Source organism: Streptomyces sp. NPDC048659 (genome assembly GCF_040650575.1).
Lineage (GTDB): Bacteria > Actinomycetota > Actinomycetes > Streptomycetales > Streptomycetaceae > Streptomyces.
The window spans coordinates 1-20715 of record NZ_JBEZHM010000072.1 but is presented as its reverse complement, the minus strand read 5'-3'; the positions used below and the strand labels follow the sequence as shown (position 1 = coordinate 20715).

Genomic DNA, 20715 nt, shown 5'->3' with positions numbered 1-20715 from the left:
AGCGGCGACTCCCAGCGTGGTTGATCACGCCACCTCACCGGCCACCTGCCGGGGGTGAGGCACGGAGGGCACGGTGGCTCCGGCTCGTTCGGCACGGGCCCGGCGCAGCGCGGCGGCCTCCGTCGCCGCGGCCTGGCGGCGCCGCTGTGCGCGGGCCTGCTCGATCGGGGCCGGCGCATCCTCCGGCACCGCGTCGTCGGTCTCGGGGAGCGCCCTGCGGGACAGCTCCCGCATCGCGGTGGTCTGCCGCTCCACCGCCTCCGCGATGCCCGGGTCCACCCGGCGCGATGCGGCGACCTCCTGGTGCGCGGCGAGAGCGCGACGGTAGCCGGCCGACGGAGCAGGACGCGGCGCGGGCGCGGCAGGCGCGGGCGGAGGCGAGACCGGGTCGGCGGCCGCCGTGGCGGGGCCGGGCTTTCCGGGCGTGTGCGGCAGGACGTGCACGGTGCGCACGTTCGCACCGGGCGCCTTCTCGTTGGCGGCCGCGATCAGCTTCGGCGCGATCCAGCGCACCTTCGTGCCGTACGCCGGGGCGTCGGGGGCGACGTCCAGGCGGCCGGTGTCCGCGTCGAACTTCACCGCCTGGACGTGCCCGGCGAGTTCGGGCGCGGCTGCGGCGAGGATGGTCTCCCACTGGGCGAGGACGCTGCCGCCGGCGGCCGGGGCGACCAGGCCGCGCTCGGTCATCATCATCGTGATCGCCGCGCCCAGCCCGAGCGGCTCGCGGCCGTCCCGCCGTACGGCAGTGCCGGTGCGCCGCTTCGGCTTCTTCGTCTGGGCGCCGTTCTTCTTCGCCGCCTCCCGGGCGGCGAGCAGGGCCTGGCGGGCGAGGTCGACGCCGGACAGCTCCGGGACGGTGCTCACGCGATCACCTCCAGGGCCTCGCCGTCCAGCGGCCGGGCAGCGAGATCGGGCAGGCGCTGCGCCCACGATGCGGGCCGGACCGGGGTGGGGCGGGCCTGGGTGTGCAGCTGCTCCAGCCGCACGGCGAGCAGGTGCTCAACAGCGCGGGTCTGGGCCTTCGCTGCGGCCTCGGTCGCGGCGCGCTGGGCGTCGTCGCTGTCGGGCAGAGCCTGGAACCAGGGCTTGGCGAGCTCGGTCGCGTACGCCTTGCGGGCCTCGGCCTGGGCGTCCTCGCTGCGGCCGAGCATCACCAGGGCCTCGTGCCGGTACTCGGCGGCCGCGCTCTCGGCGGTCAGCATGGCGTTGTGCGCGGCGGCGTCCTCGACGGCGTCCGGACCGGCCGCCTCCAGGACCGCCGGGTCGGTGATCTGCTGGAATTGCTCCCACGCGGCGGCGATGGCGTCCTCGATGGCCGTACGGACCTCGGCGGTGACGGCCGCGACGGCGGCCGGGTCGGTCAGGTCGGCCGACCAGGTGGCCGCGAGGAGACCGGCCTCGCCGATCAGGACCTCGGCCTGCCGCCGGTGGTCGCACGCCTCGCACAGCCCGGCCGACCGCTCCCGGCCGCAGTCCTCGCACGCCACGGCCTGCTTCGCCGCCGCCTCGGCCGCTGCCCGCTCCCGCTCGACCAGGGCCTGCGCCTCGGCCGCGACACGGGCCGCCGCACGCTGCTCCGCCCGCTGCTGGGCCTCGGCCTGACGGGCCACGAAGTCCTCGGCCTCGGCCTCGGCGTGACGGCGCATCCGGGCCTCGATCTCCCGGTAGCGGGCGTCCTGATCCAGGCCGGGCAGCTCCTGGTCGACCTCGGCCGCGATCCGCACCCGCCACGCCCGGCGCGAGTGCAGGATGTTGGCGCAGTTGTCGCAGTCGGCGCCGGTGTCGAGCCGGACGCCGTCGTCGCACCGCACGTCCGAGCACGACGGCCGGCGCACCAGCCCGCGGCGGGTGATCCAGCCGAACGGGCGGGCGATCAGGGCCTCGCCACCGGTCTCCTCGAGCCGGGACGTCAGCCGGGCCGCCAGCGCCGACGGGGCCTGCGCCGACCACTCCAACACCTGGCGCAGCTGGGCGAGCTCCGCCTTCGCGGCCTCCACGACGCGGTCCTGCTGCCACCGGTTCAGCCCCTGCCACAGCCAGGACACCGGCGTCAGAGCCACCCGCAGGTCAAGCTCGGCAGGAAGCTCGGGCCGTCCCTGCTGCTGCGTCTTTCGACCACCCACGACGGTCAGCCGGGCACCAGCACCAGCGGCGACGCCGCCTGCCTGCTCCTGCTCGTCGACCGGTGACTCCTTGGGCTTTTCACCGCGAAGCGGTTCGACCTCGGCCACCGGCGACGTCGAACCGGCAGCGGCGTCATCGCCGTCGACGGCCTGGTCCTCGCGCACGCACGCGCGTCCCGGCCGACGGCCGTCAGCTCCACGGCCTTCGCCGGAAAAGCCACCAGCGAGCGAGAGATCAACGACGGGAGTAACCAGGTGAGGGTGGTCAGTGTGAAGGGCTGCCGCAACGTCGGGGTCTGCAACATCCGCCTCATCCGTCACAGACCTGCCGCTGACCTGCGGTTCCTCCTCCGTCCCCGGAGCCTCACTAGGCCCTGCCACAACGTCGGGGTCTGAAAAATCGGCCTCCAGGTCCTCCGCGCGGTCCTCCTGGAGGCCGTCGGCGACCGTACGGCCGTGCGCGGCGGCGACCGCCGGCACCATCAGCCGCGACCGGTGCGCCATCTTCGACGCCGTCCGCAGCCGCACCCGCAGCACCAGCTCCCGGGCCTCCAGGCGCTCCAGCACCCGCTCCCCCGCCGACGCCGAGCAGCCCAGCATCCGGGCCACCGTCGCCGCAGCCCGGCCGCGCCGGGTGTCCACCGTCCCGCCGCACTGCCGCACCCGCCCGGTCTCCCGCGCCTCCAACACCAGCAGCAGCAGCGCCAGACGATCCGTCGCCGCACCCCGACCGGTACGCGTACCGATCAGCCCGGCCGGGGTAATCCGGCCGTCCTTGTGCTTCCAGCCCGGCGCCATCACGGCCTCGAACAGCCGCTGGAGCGTCGCGAACTCCTTCTTCGCCAGCGCCAGCGGGTGTCCCACCATCCCCTGCGCCGCCCACAGCGGCAGCACCTTGCACTCCAGGCCGATGTCCTCGCGGTACTCGCCCTTCTCGGTCTCCACCGACACCACGCCCGAGCGGCGCAGCCCCGACACCACGTCGGAGGCCGTGTACGACGCGGACATCCCGATCCACCGGCCCAGCTCCGAGGTATGGATCTGCACCACACCGTTCTCCGCCGGAGTCCGCGACGCCAGCACCAGCACCGCCAGACGCACCGCGTCCGACGCACCGTCCAGGCCGGGCACGTCCAGCAGCGCGCGCACCGCGCCACCCAGACGCGCACGAGCGTCGCGACCGAGCGACAGCGGATGACCCGCGGCCCGCTCCGGCACCGGGCCGGCCTGCGCCGGAACCGACCGCAGCCGACGGCGCGAGGCCCCGCCGGCGGACACCGTACGAGGGCGCGGGAGCGCGGCGGCCGGTGCCGCCATGGCGCTCATCGGCCCACCGCCCCGGCGAGAGCGGAACCCACACGGGCCGTGATCTTCTGCGTCTGCATGGGGCCGGTGTACACGCCAAAGCGGACACCCCTCTGAGCAGCCGAAACGCTCGATTCCTGATCCACGCGACGAGACTGCACCGGGAGCCCTGTGGACAACGTCCGCTCAGCCCGGATCGCCCCCCGCGCTCCCGCACGGCGGGCAACAACCTCGGATCGCGTCCCGCCACACGGGACGGCCGCCTCGAGGACGTCGTCGACGGAGTTGTCGATGACGTCCCGAACGAGGTGGATCAGAGCGGCAGCCGACGCCGCCTCCGGCACTCCCCAGATCGCGCGGTCCGTCGACCCGGCGGCATCCGTGTGACAGTCGAGGGGTGTGATGTACGTCACAATCCCACGAGGGGGGACACCACAACCTGCGGGAATCACCCCAGAGGGGGTACTGACCTGGTCGTGGTCGACCTGACAAGTCGACCGGAGCTCGTGCACTATGGCGTTAACCGCCTTCCATATAGATCAACAAGGACCGACCTCCGTTGGAGATCGGACGGGCGGGGCGCCCCCTCCGCGAGGAGCGGGCACCGGACGAAGAACCAGAGGCGAGTCCTCTCTCCTTTGCGTGATTCGAACGGATGTTCCAAAGGCCCTTGCAGGGGTCGGCGGAACGGAGCAGAAGCCCCCTTGCAGGGGGGCCACTGCGGTGGTGCGTGGTCCTTGCGGACCGGGTACTGCGACTGATTGCTCAACCCAGCTCGATGAGCTGGAGCCCAGGACCGGCGGGAACCGGGGACTGGGCGGCCGACCTCTGGTCGGCGTGAAGGGCCGCGCGAGGCCGAAGTGGATTGCAGTCCACTCATCTGGCGCGCGCGGCCGGTGGCGCTAAGTCACCCCGACCCCCTTGATTCCGAGGCCGGTGTCGGCGTACGCGAAGGCGCACTCGATGGCGTGATCGCGATGGAGGAACGGCGAAGCTGCGCGTGTAGTTCCACGCGGGCGGGTAGCCTTCATCCCGCGAGCACCTCCCATCAAGGTGTGTCGCCCAACGAGGCTTAGCCCCGTTCGAGATGCCCCAGCAGACCATGCCCGGTCGCTGGGGTTCTCGTCGTTATGGATCACTTCTGGGCACAGCCTAACCTCACGACCCGACAGAACTGCGGGACGAATTCGAGAAGCGTCCGAGAGGCCCGGAATGCCGCGCCCGCGACGCGGTACGTAATCGGAAAGTTGCCCGCCGAACGGGAAGCTCATTGGCCACCCCGCAGCTCGCGAAGGTGGGTGATGAACTCCTGGGCCTCGGAGGCGTGTCCGTAGTGAGTCTGGAGGGCCTGACCGAGGTCGGCGGCCACCATCGCCAGGCTGGGCAGCGACTTCCGCTCCCCCGTCAGGGCCCGCTCTCCGTACGCGAGTGCGGTGTCCAGGTCGCCCTCGCGCGCGGCGACCACCCCGAGCGTGACGCGGGCCTCCGCGATCCGCATGGGCGATCGCTCCGTCCCGTCGAAATCGGTGCCGGCTCGGATGACTTCGTTGGCCAGTTGCTCCGCGAGCCGGTTCTCGCCGCTCTTCCTGAGCGCGTCCATGCGGTAGAAGTCGTATTTCGCGGGGTCGACCACGAAATGATTCTCGATGTTCTCGGGGTAGGGCAGAAGTTCGAGGATCTGGCGGCCCTTGTCGAGCGCGACTTCGGTCTGCGACCGGTCGCCCAGCCTGGCCCACGCCTTGGCCTTCTGCGCGTACAGCTGAGCGGCGACGCTCTCGGTCGGCGCCACGGCGATGCCGGCCTCGGCAGCCGCGATGACGCCGCGGTAGTCGCCCCGGGTCAGCGCGAACCACGCCCGCATCTCGTGTGCCCAGCCCTGCACGCTCAGCTCCCCGGCCTCCTGACCGAGCATCAGCGCGGCCTGCCGGGTGGCCTCCGCGTCGCGGGGTCGGCCGGAGTCGTACTCGACACAGCCCACCAGGAGCGAGAGCTTCCCGGCGAGCGCGATGATCTCGCGGTGCTGTGCCAGGCTGACCCGCTGGTGCTGGAGGCCGACGACCCGGGCGAGCCAGGCTTTCCCCTCCAGGAGCAGCTGGTCGGCGGGCATGTACGCGTACTCGCAGCACAGCCGGTCCGCCGTGATCCGCAGCGCGTCCAGTGTCGCGACGTCCACGTCCGAGGCCCGCAGCCGGGCGATGATGTCCACGGTGTCCATACCGCTGACCTGCAAGATTTCCGCACGGCCGTCGCGGCGTGACTTCTCAGGGAAGAACGCGCCGGTCGTCGTGCCGAAGGTCTGGGCGATGGCGGACCGGTACTTCACGGGCTGCGCGTCGCCGGCCTCCCAGCGCTTCCACTGCCGCACCAGGTCCTGCTCGCTGACGACCTGGTCCTCCGGGAGGCGGGCCATCAGCGCGCGTACCGCGTCGGTCTGCGACCAGTCGCGTGCCGCGCGCTCTTCGACCATCCGGCGTGCCCAGTCGGGACGCTCATCCATCGCCGTTCCCCTTCCCCGTACGGTCCAGCGGCGCAGCCTGTCCAACAGGGTGATGCCCGAACGGAGGCTGGCCCTTCTGCGGCCGAGCATGGCACGGCCTCTTGATCGTGCGGAGGTGACAAGTGCCGGTGACATTCCGGATGTCACCAGCACTCGTCACTTTGCGAAGCGTCCAGAGGGGCGCACGGTGAGTGCCGTTCACACGAGTTGATCCACGTCCCAGTGGGAGGCGAACGGTCCATGCTGAGTCCCGCCCGACGACCGCAGAAGACGAGCGCGGCGCTTGCTTCACGGCTCCTCCTTCGCGGTGGCTACGGGCTTCTGGGTCAGTTAGTCGTGTCGCCGCTGGCAGCGCGATGGGCCTGGAGCACGTACGCGTACGCCGCTCCCAGGTGGCCGTACACCGTCGCGGAGTCTGCGGAAGCCGCGGCGGCCGCCGACTCTGCGGCCCTGTGCAGCAGCTGGGCGACAACGGAGGGCATGGTCGGCGTGCTCGCGAACTCGCCCAGGCTTCGAGCGATCTCGGAGAGCGGAGCGTCCTCGAGTACGCCGGTCGGACCGCCGGGGCCTGAGAGTGCGGGGATCCACCCGTTGACCATGGTGAGGGAGCTGCGGATCTCGTCCACGAGTTCGGGGGCGGTGAGCCGCTTCTCGGTGTTCATGGGGGGATCGGTCTCCAAGGACTCGCAGGAACTGGCGGGGTGGGCGCCCCGGCGTGGCCGGGGCGCCCTGGGCACTGTGTCAGGCGAGCGGAGCGGCGTAGCGCAGCTTCCAGCCCTTGCCCAGGACGTGCTGGGTCACCTCGACAACGCGCCCGTCGGCGGTGCCGATGTGGCTGATGGTCAGCACGTCCGCGCCTTCGGGCAGGCCGAGGCGCTCGGACTCCTCCGAAGTGGCGGGACGGAGCTCGATGTCCTCGACGGCGGTGTCGCCCTGGTCGAAGCCGGCCTCCTTCATCCGGCTGATGATGCCGCCGACGCCGGTGTCCACCTGCTCGATGCCTGCGGCCTCGGCGACGTCGACGGGGATGTACGTGGTGACGAGCTGAATGACGCGCTCACCGTCGAACATCTCGCGGGCCCGCACGACGACGTCGCCGTCGACGCCCAGGAGCTGAGCGACATCCGCCGGCGCAGCGGCGCGGCTGACGGTGACCTCGGTGCGCGGGGTACGGCCGGACCGGCGCAGTTCGGCGTCGAACGCACCGTGCGCGCCGTTCTCTTCGCGCTGGCCGGTGGTGTACCGGGTGCGCGCGTCCCGCAGGATCACGCCGCTGTCGTCGATTCGGTTGCTGGCCATGTGCTGGGTGCTCCTTGCTGGTGGTTGGACGGACGATGGGGTGTCTCTTGCTGGTCAGCCGGTTCCCGGCGTGTCTATGGCCCATTCGTAGGACAGGCGCCACTTGGTGCGAGGCAGTACGTGCAGGCAGATCTCCACGACCCGGCCTTCGGCCGTCAGCCCCATGTGGGTGATCTCCATGACGGCCTGCTCGGGTGCGATGCCGAGGGCTGCCGCTTCTTCCCGGGTGGGGGACCGTACTTCGATCTCCTCCCGAAGGCGGACCTGCGCGAATCCGGCCTCGGCCATGCGGGACTTGCTGCCGCCCGCACCGGTCTTGACGGCTGCGAGCGGCGGACAGGCGTCGACGACATCCGGGGGGAACCACGAGGTCGCCACCTGGACGACCTCCAGAGCCTCGGCGTTACCGGGCAGCGCCACGGACATGACTCGCTCGCGCTTGACGGTCTTCGCCCGGTGATGCATCCCAAAGATGTCGGCGACCTTCTTGGGCGGTACGTCCTTGGCGATGGTCACGACGTTGTTGGGCTCAAAACCCTTCGCCCGCATCTCCGCTTCGTACGCGCCGACGGCTCCGCCGGCGTCACGGAAGCCGGGCAGGTACCGGTTGGTTCGGTCCGACACGATCTTGTCGATCACCAGCGAGACATAGGTCCCCTTGCCGCGACGGGAGAAAACCAGCCCTTCGTCCTCGAGCAGGCCATAGATGTCGCGCGCAGTTTGATAGGCGATGCCGTGTTCCTGCTGGAGCTGAGGCACGCCAGGCAGGCGCGACCCAGGCGCGAGTGCGCCCCGCTCGATCTTCTCCCGGATCTCGGATGCGATCCGCTCGACCTTCCCGGGTTCCTTCTGCTTGGTGGCCACTGCTCCCCCTCTCGTGCGCATCGTGAGGGCAGCGGATCTCGCTACCCGGTGCGCACAGCATCGCATGTCTAGTTGTTTCTCGAAAGCCGGGACTCGTGGGCGGCTCGATCTTCTTTAACCATGCTGAGAAACTAGCAGGTCAGAGAGGGTGTCGAAAACAAGTTAGCTAGACAGGTTGACCGGATGGCAATAGCAGGGTTCTAATCGAAGTGCCCAGCAAGCGGTGAGTAGCCGGATGCAGGGCGTAGCCAGCGGTGTGCCCACGCGTTTCGGAGCCCTGCTGGACGGACCACGCACCATCGCAGTTCCGCAGCTCGTCTCTTCGGAGTCGGGCAGGTGGCCGGAGGCGGTAGCCAAGACCAAACCCCCCGGCCGGCAGGACTGCTGCACGACCTCAGCGCTGATGCGCTGTCTATCCGCCGGGACGCGGGCCGTTGGCTCGTGGGCCTGGTGGGTGGAGAGAGCATCCGCCCCCGCGAAACCCCCTCCCCTTCTCCTGTTGAGGAGTCGCCATGCCCGAGCTCGCCATGCCCAAGGCCGCCAAGCGCCGGGGCCGCACCCGTACCTCCCGCGTCAGCCCCCTCGCCCCGATCGTCCTCTCGACCCTGTCGCCCGGTCACATCGACATGCGGCGGGTCGAGGCCACCCAGAAGCGCCGCATCTCGCTGGTCTGCCCGGCCTGCAAGACCTGGGTGGCCGTCACCCCTCACCGCGGCACCTACCTGCTCAAGACGGTCCCGCACCACACCGGCAAGGCTGGCGTCGACGCCGCGATCCGCTGCAACTCCAGCAACCGGCTCGTCGAGGTCGACATCACCCCGGAGACCTGGAGCCGCCAGTACAACGAGTGGGCGCGCGAGGAGCGCCTCGCGGTCGACCTGACCCGTCACCGCCGCGCCACCGTCCAGACCCTCAAGGTCGCCCGGCCTCAGGAGCGCCCCGCCGACCGGCGAGCGCAGTGGGAGCGCGCGGTTCCCGCCGCCCGCCAGGCCGACGCCGCCCGTGCGGTTCCCGCCGACGCGCTCCCCACCACGCGTGGTCGGGCCGTCGACGGCCCCGCCGGCGCCCTGCCTGCCATGACCCCGCAGGAGGCCGGAGACGACCGCTCCGTCCGCGCCCTGGCCGCCGGCACCTTGCGCGTCCTGGCCGCCGCCCCGGGCCGTTCCGCGAGCGACGTCCTCGAGGAGCACCTCGCCCGCGCCGTCTACACGCACCTCGCCACCGTCTGGCGCCGCCCCCTGTCCCCGGCCGACCAGTCCGAGCACACCAAGCTGGTGGCCAAGGTCCGGGCCGAGCTGCCCGCCCCGGCCCCGGGCGAGACCGCCGCCGCGTACACCGCCCGCTGCCGCAGGCCCGCCTTCGCGGCCTGACCCACACCGCCACCCCGGCCCCGGCCTCGTCTCCCGCACCGCGCGGGGGCCGAGGCCGGGGCCGTCTGCTCCCGTCTCTGCCCGCTCACCGCACCCTGGAGGTTCCGATGCCCGCCACCCTGACCCTGACGTCCCACCGGCCCAGCAGCGGCGAGGTGTTCGACGCCGAGACGCTCGCGCTCCTGGACGAGCTCGACGTCCCGCTCTCCGCGGACTTCGACGTCGACCTCGACATCGCCTTCGGCACGCCGCTGGAGATGCACGAGCCCGCGGGCACCGCCCGGGAGATGCGCCGGTACGCGGCCGAGGTCCTGACCGTCCCGCCCGACCGCCGCCACGAGCTCGCCCTCGCGCACGGCGCCGAGATCACCGCCCGCCTCGACGCCGGCCGCGACATCCTCGCCACCGACCCGACCATCACCGCCCGCGTCCGCGAGCGCCTGGTCGACGTCCTTCTCCCCTACGCCGACCGCCTGCGCCGGACGGTCCGCTCCGGATGCCGACCCGAGTACGCCGCCGCCTGACTCACCGGCCCCGGACGGACGCCCGCGATCACCGGCCACCCCCTACTGGGGATGGCCGCTGGTCGCGGCCGGTCGTACGACCCGCCAACACGACGACAGCCCCGGGGATTGGGCCCCCGAGGCTGTCCAGGACCTACGTGGAGGACCTGATGCAGGACAGCATCGCACGGAACAACGGCGACTCCGACACGGACATGGACGAGGCCCTGCGCCGCGTCCGGCAGGGGAAGTGACCGCGATGGACTGGCGCCACAACGCGGTCTGCCGCGAGGAAGACCCCGAGCTCTTCTTCCCGATCGGCAACACCGGCCCGGCCCTGCTGCAGATCGAGGAGGCCAAGTCCGTCTGCCGCCGCTGCCCGGTCATGGAGGCGTGCCTGCAGTGGGCGCTGGAGTCCGGGCAGGACGAGGGCGTCTGGGGCGGGCTGTCGGAGGACGAGCGGCGGGCGATGAAGCGTCGCGCCGCCCGCAACCGCGCCCGCGACGGAAAGGGGACGGCGGCATGAAGACCCTCCTGGCCATCCTGTCCGCACCCCTGCGGCACCTGTGGCAGTGCTCCAGGTGTAGCGGCTGGTACGAGAGCCCGCAGTGCCCGGTCTGCTGATCTGACACCGAGCGTCGCTCCGCCGACTGTTGGGCTCCCGGCCGCCGTGACCGCCTGCCGGGAGCTCGACCAAGATCCCTGCCCGCCTGACCGCACGCGCCGTGACCGGCCGCCCGCCTGACGGGCCGCCGGCCTTTCGTACGCCCTCTCCCGGGCATCGGCTTGGGCCGACGTCCTTCATCCAGGAGGCACCATGCGCACCATCCGCCGTGACGGCTGGACCGCCGCCGACTACGACTCCGAGCAGATCCTCCACCAGCTCGGGCACCGCGACGCCGCCGCCCGGGTGACCCGGGCCCGCCGCCCGCGCCCGCTCCGCCGGGCCTGGCGCACGCTGCGCGCCCGGCTCCACCGCCCCGCCGCCACCGCGACGCCGGCGGCGGGCATCGACTGGGACGCGGCCCGTGCGGCGGCCGACGCCGTCAACCGCGGCGACGTCGACGAGGCCGACCGCATCGTCCAGGCCACCGCCGACCCGCGCGGCACCGCCTTCGCGGCCTTCCGCTTCGTCGGCGTCAAGTGACCCTCTTCCCGCCTGTCGGTTGCCTCCTCCGCCCGTCCCGGCCGCGCCGGTACGGGCGGAGCGAGGGGAGCCGGACAGCCCGGACCGACCGGGTGCCGCCACTTCGGCATCACCACCGCCGACCTTCGGCAGCACGGCGCACAGTTCCCCGAGAGCTGACGCTGACTTCGCGCCCGCCTGGCGGGAGCCGCACCCAGTTTCGAGCCCACCCCATGACGCTTCGCGAGACCGCCCGCCCACCCCTCGGGCCGCCGGCCTTTTCGTGCACGCGGAGCGGGTAGAGCCGGTGTCCGGTTCGCAAGCAACCGTCCCCACCACGGGCCGTTTCGGGAACGCCTCGCCGCGTTTCGGGAGCAGTCCCCGCCGTTTCGCGCACGCCCTGAACGACCCCTCTCGGAGGCCCTCATGACGATCACCGACATGCCGCAGACCGCGGCTCCCGACACCCCCGTTTCGCACCCGCCGGTCCGTGCTTCGGACGCGCCCGAGAAGGTTTCGGGGACGCCCCGGGGCGTTTCGAGCCCGGACAAGCGGAAGACGATCAAGCCCACCCGCGACCGGCTGATGACCGCGCTGTCGCTCGTTGCCGCGGTCGGCGGAACGCTGGTCGGCGTCATCGGCTTCGCGATGTCCTACAGCACCCTGGCCAAGGTCGCCTTGAGCTGGGGATTCAGCCCGGAGTTGGCCCCCTGGTTCCCGGTCGGCGTCGACGCGTCGATCATCGCGTTCCTCGCGCTCGACCTGTACCTGATCCGCAAGAGCACCCCGTGGCCGCTCCTGCGGATGGCCGCGCACGCGATGACCGGCGCGACGATCTGGTTCAACGCCAGCTCACAGGGCCAGATCGCCTCCGACCCGGTGCAGGCCGCCAGCCACGGCGTCATGCCGGTGCTGTTCGTGATCGGCGTGGAGGCCGCCCGCCGCCTGATCATCCAGAAGGCCAGGCTGGAAGCGGGAACGGTCACCGACCGGATCCCGCTGCACCGCTGGCTCCTCTCCCCGGTCGCAACCCCGCGGTTCTACCGCCGGATGCGGCTGCACAACGTCACCTCCTACCCGGAGATGATCCGCCGCCAGCAGGAGCTCATCGCCTACGAGCAGTGGCTCAAGCGCAAGTACGACGGCGACCTCGGCAAGGCCACGGAGGACGAGCTGCTGCCGATGAAGATGGCTCCGCACGGCTACACCGTCGCCCAGGCCCTGGCCATGCCCGACGACCAGGAGCGGGCAGCCCAGGAGCGCAAGGCGGAGGCCGAGCGCCGGCGCCTGGAGGCGGAGACCCGCAGCGAGGTCGCCAAGGCCAAGGCGGAGGCCGAGCGGCTGCGCGCCAAGGGCGAGGTCGACCTGGTCCAGGCGGAGGTCGACGGCCAGACCGGCCAGGCCCGCGCGCACGCCCGAGCCCAGGTCAGCGCCGCAGAGCGGGCCGCTGAGCTGGAACTGCAGGCCCTCGACAACGCCGTGGTCGCCGAGGCCCGCGCCCGCGAGGCCGAGGCCGAGCGCCAGGCCGCCGAGGAGCGCAAGGCGGCGGCGGCCGCGGACCTGGAGAAGGCCGAGCTCGAGCGCCAGGCCGCCGAGCAGCGCAGGGCGGCGGCGGAGGCGGACAAGGTCGCGGCGGCGGAGGCCGGCGCGATCGAGACGGAGCGGATCGCGCAGGCGCGCAAGGCGGCGGCCGCCGCCGACCTGGAGGCGGCCGAGCTGGAGCGCCAGGCGGCGCAGAAGCGGAAGGAAGCGGCGGAGGCCGACCGGGTCGCCGCAGCGGAGGCGCAGGCCATCGAGACCCAGGCCATCGCCGAGGCCCGCGAGGCCGCTGCCGAAGCGGACCGGCGTGCTGCCGAAACGGAGAAGGCCGCCGCCGAAACGCGGTGGGCCGCTGCCGAAGCCGACCGCAAGAAGGCCGAGGAGGACCGCCTTCGGGAGGCCGCTCTCGCCGACGCCGCGCGCTCCCAGAAGGAGGCCGCCGAAGCCGAGCGGGTCGCTGCCGAAACGCGGCGGGCTGCCGCCGAAATCGAGCGGCGCGCGGTCGAAGCCGAGGACGCCGCGAAGCTCTCCCCGCGCGAGCGGGCGGTCCGCAAGGTCGCTCGGCTGATCCTCACGAAGGCGGCCGGCGTCGCGGGCAACCTGCCGCTCTCCGACATCCAGCGCGATCTCGAAGTCTCGCCCGGCACGGCCTCGGAGTACCGCCAGGAGGCGGCCGAGCTGCTCGCCGGCGGCTACCGCCCCTGATCCACCGTCCGGCACACACCAGTGAGGGCCAGCCCGCGCTAATCGGGCTGGCCCTCGCTGCGACTGCCGGAAGCAGCCACCCCCAGTACAGCACGTTTCCCCTGATCAGACCCCGCTTCCGGCATGCCTGGGCGGGCTCGAACCACACCGAGAAGGAGTCAGCAGCCATGTCCGGCATCGACTGGGACAAGGAGTTCAAACTCATGAACCCCCAGACCCCCCCGAACCCCCCGACGCCCGAGGCTCCGGAGAAGCCGGAGAAGCCCGCGACCTCGCGTTTCTCCGCCGCGGTCGACGGGATGCGCCGCAACACCGCGGCGCTCGCCGTGTGCGGCACGATCGCCGTCGTCGCCGTGTGCGGCACGGTCATCGCCGTCACCAACGTGCAGGCCGACCAGGCCGCCCAGGAGCGTGCGCGCGCCAAGGAGGACGCCGCGAACGCCCTGGTCGCGGCGGAGGCCGACAAGCAGCGGGCCGAGACCGAGGAGGCCGCCGCCAAGGCCGCGTACGAGCGGGAGATGACCGTCTACCGCGAGTGCATGAAGGGCCGCGCGGCGGCTGTCGCCAAGGCGTCCAGCTACGACGTCTCCAGGATCCCCGAGTGCAACGCCCCGGTCTTCAGCGGCACGTCCGCCAAGGCCCAGCAGCCCGCCGGCTCCAGCTCCGACAGTGGCATCACCTCCAGCCCCTGGCTGTGGGTGGCGCTCGTCGGCGGCGGCGGATTCATCGCCTACAAGAAGCTCTCCGTGCCCTCCGGTTCGGGCGCGGTAACCCCCGTAAGCAACAAGGGATTCACCTTCGAGAAGGGTGCGTGACATGACGCTTCAGTTCTTCGCCCTCGCCCTGTTCTGCTGGGCCCTCTTCTTCACCTTCAAGAAGACCAAGGGGAAGCAGATGGCGATCTGCATCATGCTGATCGTCTCCGGGATCTTCCTCCCGTACACGCCGTTCAGCGAGCAGATCCGCACCACGCTGGAGTCCGTGTTCAACACGGCGAACACGACCGTCAACAACATCGGCTCGTCGTCGCACTGAGTGACCGAGCGTGGTTACCGGTTACCGGTTACAGCCCCCGAACACCCCCGGAACCGCCCCGCGGGCGACCCGAACCGGGGTCTCAGGGGCCTGTAACCGGTAACCGGTAACCGACCCCAACCACACAGAGTCACAGAAGGGAGGGCTATGGAACTCCTCTTGCTCCTCGCCATCAGCTACGTGTTCGGCGTGGAGAAAACGCACGGGAAATACGAACAGGCGGGAATCAAGAAACCCCCCGCTAAAACAAAAGAGAAATGGAATCCGACCCGGGCGCCGGACACATTCCGAAACACGCCGTACAACATTGCGGCGAAGACGCATTACGGGCTTCTGGCGGGCGCTCATATGGCCGGTGGCCTGCGCGACGGATGGCGCTCGGCCTACCTCAAGAAGCCGACCGGGAAGCCTTCCGTTTCCACTTCGGGAAAGCCTTCTACGGCCACTCCGCCGTCGGGGAGCTCGTCCTCGGCGACGCCGCCGACTGGGTCCTCGTCCTCGACGACTCCACCGACGGGGACGTCCTCCTCGGCAACTCCGCCGGCAGGGTCCTCGTCCTCGACGACCCCGCCGGCAGGGTCCTCGTCCTCGACGACTCCACCGACGGGGACGTCCTCCTCGGCAACTCCGCCGGCAGGGTCCTCGTCCTCGACGACCCCGCCGTCGGGGAGCTCGTCCTCGACGACCCCGCCGGTGACGGTGCCGCCGGGGTCCGCGGTTCCCCCGGCCGGCACCATCCCGCGGCCCCGCACCGTCAAGCTGCCCGACCACATCCGGAAGGACCCCGCGATGCAGCCCAACCCGCCCACCCCGCACTCCGCGACCGTCGACGACAAGGGCATCCACGTCACGACCGCCTCGGGCAAGACCCGTACCTACAGCGGCGGTGAGGTCATGACCCTCACCCAGGTCATCGACCTCGCCGACGGCTCGGCCACCTTGTGCCAGGCCAGCACCGACACCGCCCTGGAGCTCATGGACGAGGCCACGGAGCTGGCCACCGACTGCGACACGCTCATCGCCGACATCACCGCCAAGGGCGTCGGCGCGAACCTCATCGCCAAGTGCGAGTTCCTCAAGGAGCAGCTCGACCTCCAGGCCGCCGCCGCCAAGGACGTTCACGACAAGATCCAGGGCGGCGAGGAGGCGTGCCGCACCGCGTCCGCGAATGCCGAGGCCCGGCACGGAGGGATCTTCCGGGCCGTCGCCGACAGCCCCCTGACCAAGCCCGCCGAGCGCGACTTCTACAACGCCCGATAGAAGAGGAGCAGCCCCGCATGAGCGCCACCGAGACCCTGAAGGACGCCGCGAACTACGCGGCCCTGCGCACCAAGCTGGCCTGGCTCACCCACAAGGTCCACGCGCACGCCCAGACCGTCACCAAGCTCGCCGCCGACGTCGACGACGCCGCCGAACAGATGCTGGACGCCTCCGAGACGATGAAGGCGCTGGCCGTCGACGACGCCACGACCTCCGAGTTCGCCGACGCCGCGCTGACCATGACCGGCGTCAAGGACGCGGCCGGCGCCTACACCTCCGCCGCCGACAGCGCCTCCGCGGCCGCCGACGACGCGAAGACCACCACCGAGAACGACCACGGCGGCATCGCCGACGCCGTCGCCACCTCCCCCGTCGACATGGCCGAAGCCGGCTTCTACGCCCAGAGTTAAGGAGACCGAAGGATCATGGGGCCGACCCGAGCTCAGTTCGTTCAGTACGCGCCCGCCGCACTCGCGGTGGTGCCTCTCGGCGCCGGCCCCTGGTCCGCCCTCGCCGCCGCCGCGGCCGGAGCGGGAGCGTGGGCCGTTGGCGTCTCCGCTCCCGTTCTGCGATCCCTGATCGCGTGCGGGCTCACGACCACCGGCTGCGGCATCGCCGCCCACGAGGTGCTCGCCAGCGGCATGAACCCGCTGATTGCCCTCGGGCTCGCGGTCCCGGCCGGGGCCGCCGCCCTGGCCCACCACCGCAACCTCGCCGCCCACATCCCCGCCGCCGAGCTCACGCCCGCGCCCTCGACCACGGGCGCGGGGACGGCCACCGGGCAGACGTCGCAGGCCCAGCTCATCAGCGCCTGGTGGCGCGAGTACATCTCCGGTCCCACCCAGACCGAGGGCCGTGTCCTCATCCAGGCCGGGGCCAACCTGGAGCACCTCGGCCTCGAGATCGACAGCGACCACGTGGCGTTCACCGGGATCATCACCCTGCCCCAGGGCCAGCAGGTGCGAGTGAAGGCCGCCGACATCGCCTCCGTCTACCAGATCCCCGTCTCCCAGGTAGAGCTGGGCGACCCCAAGCACTACGCGCCGAATGCGCTGCCGGTCACCGTGCACCTGAAGGTGCCGGCGGAGCAGCCGCAGATCGCGGCCGGTGCCCCCACGACTCCCGAGGAGCTGTGGGCGGCGTACGTCGGTGTGCCGGAGGGCGCGATGCCCGGCACCACCCTGACGGTGACCCGCTACGACGGGCCGCTGGACTGGGAGGGCATTGCGACCCGCGACCGCCGGGCGATCGGGACCGTCAACCTCCAGGACCTCGCGGGCAACCTCGACCTGGAGACGATCCAGATCGCCCTGGCCCCCGGCGACAAGCCGTCGCAGATGGGGATCCGGGTGATGCGGGAGCACGCGCTGATGCACGGCACGATGCTCTCCTCGGTCCTGGATGAGCTGTCGATGGACTCGCGCGGCTACGTCCGCGCGGGCACCTACGTCGATGGCCGGGCCGCGCTCCTGCCGCTGGCGCAGCCCGGCTCCGGTGCCCGCCACCTCTACCTGGTGGGCGGGTCGCGGTCGGGCAAGTCGGGGCTACTGGAGCAGATCCTGCTCTCCGCCCACCGCTCCGGCATCGCGGTGATCCTGGCCTCCCCGCAGGCCGGGACCATCGCCGGCGCCTCGCTGTCCGCGTACCTCGGGGACGGCCTGGACGAGGCGATGGGCGCGCTGCGCCTGGCCTACGCGATGATGCTCGACCGCGAGGCCCGCTACCGCTCCCCCGCCTTCCCCTTCACCGACCCGCTGATCCTGGTCGTCATCGACGAAGCGCACATGCTGCTGTCGGCCTCCTCCCCGTACCACCTGGAGGCGAAGGCGATCGTCGAGCAGCTCACCCGCCGGTCCCTCAAGCGGGGCATCGGCGTGGTCCTGGCCACCCAGACCCCGCTTGCCGAAGACCTCGGCAACAGCACCGTCATCCGCTCCCAGCTCCTGATCGGCGGCGGCGCGGTGTTCCTGCGCTGCGCCAAGGGCCAGGGCTCGCTGGTCGGGGCGAACGCGGTGGAGGGCGCGGAGGGCATCGACCTGTCGATGATCCCCTCGCAGTGGCCGGGCCAGTACGCCAAGGTCGCCGACCGCGACATGTCCGGCCTGGCCACCGAGGCCGCCGCCGCCCCCGAGGACGGCACCTTCGGCCTGGGCTACCTCCTCACCCCCGGCAGCCAGGCCGTGCAGTTCCGCTCCCTGCACCTGGACGTGCCGCCCGTCTCCCTCGCCGGAGGCGAGCGGCCGGTCGGGATCGAGGACTGCGACGCCTGGCGCGAGCGCGACGCGGTCGCCCAGACGCCGATGGTCGACAAGCGCGGCAAGAACCTGATCGGCAGCCTCGCCGACCTTCTCGCCGCGGCCGAAGGCGCCCCCTCCTCGCAGGAGTCGGCGGCCTACCCCAACCCCGCCGGCCTTCACGCCGTCCCCGGGCCCGCCCGGCCGGGTGGGGCGCCGGCTGCGTCCGACGGACAGGAGCTGATCAAGCCGCGCATCCTCGAGCTCCTGCAGGAGCACTCCATCCCGATGACCGCCGAGACCATCGCCCGGAAGCTCGAGATCCCCGCGAAGAACATCAAGCCGCGGCTGTCCGAGCTGAAGAAGAGGGGCGAGATCACCAACGAGAACGGCCTGTGGAGGGCAGCATGAACACCCGAACCCAGACGACCGACTTCACCCCCGTCGACCAGGACCTGTACGCGGCCGCGTTCCGGCTCCTCGACCCCGACCCCACCCCGGAACCCGCCGCCCCCGTCGCCCCTGCGGCCCTCACGGCGCCCGCGCAGGCTCCTCTCATCGCCGTCCAGCCGGTACGCCTGACCGGCCCGGTCGAGAGGACCCTGACCGACGCGCTCGCGTTCCTCGACACCCACGGCTGGACCCGGTACAGCCTCATCAACACCGAGGGCGCCCGCTGCTCCATCGGCGCCCTGCGCGCCGCGGCCGGCTCCCGCAACGCCGCCTACCGCGACGCCGGGAACCTCCTGTTGGACGAGGCCCGCCGCCAGCACGGCAAGAAGTGGGAGGCGATCCCGGCCTGGAACGACTCCCACAGCGGAGCGCAGGTGCGTAGCGTGTGGGAGGCCGCCATCCGGCGCGCCCACCACATGAACATCTGACGCTGGAGGAGCCGCCCGTGTCGTTCTCGTTCACCAACCCCGAGTCGGACCGAGACGACGGCCGGTCGTTCTCGTTCACCAACCCCGAGTCGGGCCGAGACGACGGCCGGTCGTTCTCGTTCACCGGCTCGGACCCGGCCGAGATCGACGGGCAGCTCCAGGCGATCGCCGACATGGCGCACGAGATCCTCCGCCGTGTCCACGACGTCCGCAGGCAGATCAACTCCTGACCGTTCCCTCCGCCCTGACGCGGAGACACCCGCACCCCGCTCGCACGCCCCGCCCGGATCCCTTCCGGGCGGGGCGTCGCCGTTCCCTGCCCGAAACCATCACCCTCTCGGGAGACCCACCACCGTGCGCCGCTACCGCTACCGCTGCACCATCTGCCGCACCACCAGCCCCGTCGTCCTCGACCCCGACGACCTGGACGCCGAAGGCAACGCCCACCGCCAGGCCGTCCACGGCGGCCACTTCCCCGACGACGAGCTCGCCGGCGAGATAGACCGCCTGGGCCGCTGGTACGCCGCCCTGTCCCCGCTCGCCCGGCTCCACGCCCGCATCGCCGACGGCCTCAGCGACCTCCGCGACGAGAAGACGATGGGCCACTACTGGTGGGCCAGCACCGGCTCCGCCCTCCTGATCGGCGGGTCCGCCGCCCTCATCGCTCTCGTCGTCACCGCCGCCCTCTGACACCGGCGCCGACCGTCCCGCCTGGCCACCGGCACCGGCCCGCCCCGCACCCCGGGAGCGGCCGGTCCCGGTGATCGGACAGGCCGACCGGCCACCGCCCGCGCCCCGCAGACCCTCCCGGTCGGCGGGGCGCAGCACTTCCCGCTCTGCCGACCCGTCCGGGAGAACCCGATGCTCCGTCTGATCCGCACCCGCACCTACCGCGAGCTCCACACCCACGTCCAGGAGCTCCACGACCGCGCCGCCAGCCAGGAGCGCGGCCGCCTGGCCGCCGAGTACCGCATCACCCAGGCCCTGCAGATCCTTCAGGGCGAGGACACCGAGCTGTCCACCCGCCTGAGCGACGCCCTGACCGGCGACGGACAGTTCACCATCGCCGCGCCCCCGGCCACGAGCGGCTCCGCCCCGCTCCCCCGCTGACCGCCTGCTCCGCCCGACCACCCCTCCCCCTTCGAAGGAGACAGGACCATGAACGCCGCCCCGGCCCCGATCGACCGCTGCGCGCACAACGCCCTGACCGCCCGCTGCGAGGCCCCGGCCATCAACGAGATGGTCACGGCCGCCGCGCACCTGGAGGAGGCGCTCGCCGCCGATCCCCACGACACCGCCGCCTTCTACACCGCCGGCCACGGCCAGCACCTCGTCCCCGGGTGGATCCGCGACAACGCCGACCGCATCCGCCAGCTCCTGGACCAGCTCGTCGCCCAGTACCCCGACGAGACCGCGCCCCAGGCCGACGACCCCGGTGCGCAGGACCTCACCCCGGAGCAGGCGCCCGCCCTGAACAACCCCGCGCTCGCCGTCGCCTGCCCGGCCTGCGACTCCCGGCCCGGCGCCCTGTGCACCTCGCACAGCGGTACCCGGACCCGCCGCCACGACGTCCACCGCGCCCGCACCGCCGCCCTCGCGGCCACCGGCTGATCCGGTCACCCCGTCCGGCCACCGGCACCACCGTCCCGCCCTGGGGCGGCTGGTCCCGGTGACCGGGCAGGCCGACCGGCCACCCGCCCGCCACCCATCCCGTTGGAGGACACCCGTGCTCATCCCCCGCCCGCGCCGCCGGATCGGACGGCCCCGTCCGCAGCGCCCCGGCCCCCGCTACCCGCGGCACCCCGCCCGGCTCCCCGGCGCCTGGAGCCGGTGACGTCCGGTCCGGCTTCACACAGAAGCGCGCCGCACGGATGATCCGTGCGGCCAGCTCGGGCCGGCCTTCACGTTTGATCGGCCCGAGCGGTGCCGCTGCCCGGCCCGCGGGTGGGTGGTCGTCATCGTCTGGTCTCCTTC

22 protein-coding genes are annotated in these 20715 nt (G+C 72.1%); 15 read left to right on the top strand and 7 right to left on the bottom strand.

The window, feature by feature from the left end; genetic code table 11:
- Positions 1-24: 24 nt before the first annotated feature.
- From AB0C99_RS34760 to AB0C99_RS34735, 6 genes are all read right to left on the bottom strand, one after another.
- On the bottom strand, positions 25-864 hold the full coding sequence (locus AB0C99_RS34760; protein ID WP_362483699.1) for a DciA family protein: 840 nt from the start codon (positions 862-864) through the stop codon (positions 25-27).
- A complete protein-coding gene (locus tag AB0C99_RS34755; protein ID WP_362483697.1) occupies positions 861-3272 on the bottom strand; it encodes a hypothetical protein in 2412 nt (803 codons plus the stop codon). The genes AB0C99_RS34760 and AB0C99_RS34755 overlap by 4 nt, the downstream gene beginning before the upstream one ends.
- 1423 nt (positions 3273-4695) lie before the next feature.
- Positions 4696-5925, bottom strand: a complete 1230-nt coding sequence (locus AB0C99_RS34750) for an XRE family transcriptional regulator (protein WP_362483695.1) — start codon at positions 5923-5925, stop codon at positions 4696-4698.
- A gap of 326 nt (positions 5926-6251) precedes the next feature.
- Positions 6252-6587: a hypothetical protein gene (locus AB0C99_RS34745; protein ID WP_362483693.1), complete on the bottom strand. Its 336-nt coding sequence runs from the start codon at positions 6585-6587 to the stop codon at positions 6252-6254.
- Between the two features lie 79 nt (positions 6588-6666).
- Positions 6667-7224: a UTRA domain-containing protein gene (locus AB0C99_RS34740; RefSeq protein WP_012477045.1), complete on the bottom strand. Its 558-nt coding sequence runs from the start codon at positions 7222-7224 to the stop codon at positions 6667-6669.
- Positions 7225-7278: 54 nt separating this feature from the next.
- Positions 7279-8088 carry a GntR family transcriptional regulator gene (locus AB0C99_RS34735; RefSeq protein WP_362483691.1) on the bottom strand — a complete coding sequence of 270 codons (810 nt, stop codon included), beginning with the start codon at positions 8086-8088 and terminating at the stop codon, positions 7279-7281.
- Between the two features lie 512 nt (positions 8089-8600).
- Between AB0C99_RS34735 and AB0C99_RS34730 the strand changes: the two genes are divergently transcribed.
- The 7 genes from AB0C99_RS34730 to AB0C99_RS34700 all read left to right on the top strand — a co-directional run bounded on the left by AB0C99_RS34730 (position 8601) and on the right by AB0C99_RS34700 (position 14366).
- Complete coding sequence (locus tag AB0C99_RS34730; RefSeq protein WP_362483689.1) at positions 8601-9458, top strand: hypothetical protein; 858 nt, start codon at positions 8601-8603, stop codon at positions 9456-9458.
- A gap of 107 nt (positions 9459-9565) precedes the next feature.
- Positions 9566-9982: a hypothetical protein gene (locus AB0C99_RS34725; protein ID WP_362483687.1), complete on the top strand. Its 417-nt coding sequence runs from the start codon at positions 9566-9568 to the stop codon at positions 9980-9982.
- A 238-nt stretch (positions 9983-10220) separates the two neighbouring features.
- On the top strand, positions 10221-10487 hold the full coding sequence (locus AB0C99_RS34720) for a WhiB family transcriptional regulator (RefSeq protein WP_362483685.1): 267 nt from the start codon (positions 10221-10223) through the stop codon (positions 10485-10487).
- A gap of 291 nt (positions 10488-10778) precedes the next feature.
- Positions 10779-11108 carry a hypothetical protein gene (locus AB0C99_RS34715; protein ID WP_012477050.1) on the top strand — a complete coding sequence of 110 codons (330 nt, stop codon included), beginning with the start codon at positions 10779-10781 and terminating at the stop codon, positions 11106-11108.
- Between the two features lie 405 nt (positions 11109-11513).
- Positions 11514-13331 (top strand): DUF2637 domain-containing protein, encoded by a 1818-nt coding sequence (locus AB0C99_RS34710; RefSeq protein WP_362483684.1) that lies wholly within the window; start codon positions 11514-11516, stop codon positions 13329-13331.
- Between the two features lie 167 nt (positions 13332-13498).
- Positions 13499-14146 (top strand): hypothetical protein, encoded by a 648-nt coding sequence (locus AB0C99_RS34705; RefSeq protein ID WP_362483682.1) that lies wholly within the window; start codon positions 13499-13501, stop codon positions 14144-14146.
- A gap of 1 nt (position 14147) precedes the next feature.
- The gene (locus AB0C99_RS34700) at positions 14148-14366 is read left to right on the top strand and encodes a hypothetical protein (RefSeq protein WP_012477053.1); all 219 of its coding nucleotides are present in this window, start codon (positions 14148-14150) and stop codon (positions 14364-14366) included.
- A 383-nt stretch (positions 14367-14749) separates the two neighbouring features.
- On the opposite strand, the gene AB0C99_RS34695 is transcribed toward AB0C99_RS34700, so the two are convergent.
- Positions 14750-15103, bottom strand: a complete 354-nt coding sequence (locus tag AB0C99_RS34695) for a hypothetical protein (RefSeq protein WP_362483680.1) — start codon at positions 15101-15103, stop codon at positions 14750-14752.
- A 52-nt stretch (positions 15104-15155) separates the two neighbouring features.
- On the opposite strand from AB0C99_RS34695, the gene AB0C99_RS34690 reads away from it, so the two are divergent.
- From AB0C99_RS34690 to AB0C99_RS34655, 8 genes are all read left to right on the top strand, one after another.
- A complete protein-coding gene (locus tag AB0C99_RS34690; protein WP_362483678.1) occupies positions 15156-15626 on the top strand; it encodes a hypothetical protein in 471 nt (156 codons plus the stop codon).
- A 17-nt stretch (positions 15627-15643) separates the two neighbouring features.
- Entirely contained in the window at positions 15644-16036 is a 393-nt protein-coding gene (locus AB0C99_RS34685) for a hypothetical protein (RefSeq protein WP_012477055.1), read from the top strand.
- A 15-nt stretch (positions 16037-16051) separates the two neighbouring features.
- On the top strand, positions 16052-18271 hold the full coding sequence (locus AB0C99_RS34680; RefSeq protein WP_362483676.1) for a type IV secretory system conjugative DNA transfer family protein: 2220 nt from the start codon (positions 16052-16054) through the stop codon (positions 18269-18271).
- The gene (locus AB0C99_RS34675) at positions 18268-18741 is read left to right on the top strand and encodes a hypothetical protein (RefSeq protein WP_362483674.1); all 474 of its coding nucleotides are present in this window, start codon (positions 18268-18270) and stop codon (positions 18739-18741) included. Before AB0C99_RS34680 ends, AB0C99_RS34675 begins: the two co-directional genes overlap by 4 nt.
- Positions 18742-18758: 17 nt before the next feature.
- Positions 18759-18971, top strand: a complete 213-nt coding sequence (locus tag AB0C99_RS34670; RefSeq protein WP_362483672.1) for a hypothetical protein — start codon at positions 18759-18761, stop codon at positions 18969-18971.
- Between the two features lie 124 nt (positions 18972-19095).
- On the top strand, positions 19096-19431 hold the full coding sequence (locus AB0C99_RS34665; RefSeq protein WP_362483670.1) for a hypothetical protein: 336 nt from the start codon (positions 19096-19098) through the stop codon (positions 19429-19431).
- Between the two features lie 171 nt (positions 19432-19602).
- Positions 19603-19851 carry a hypothetical protein gene (locus tag AB0C99_RS34660; RefSeq protein WP_173309176.1) on the top strand — a complete coding sequence of 83 codons (249 nt, stop codon included), beginning with the start codon at positions 19603-19605 and terminating at the stop codon, positions 19849-19851.
- 48 nt (positions 19852-19899) lie between these two features.
- A complete protein-coding gene (locus AB0C99_RS34655) occupies positions 19900-20352 on the top strand; it encodes a hypothetical protein (protein WP_362483668.1) in 453 nt (150 codons plus the stop codon).
- Positions 20353-20715 lie beyond the last annotated feature (363 nt).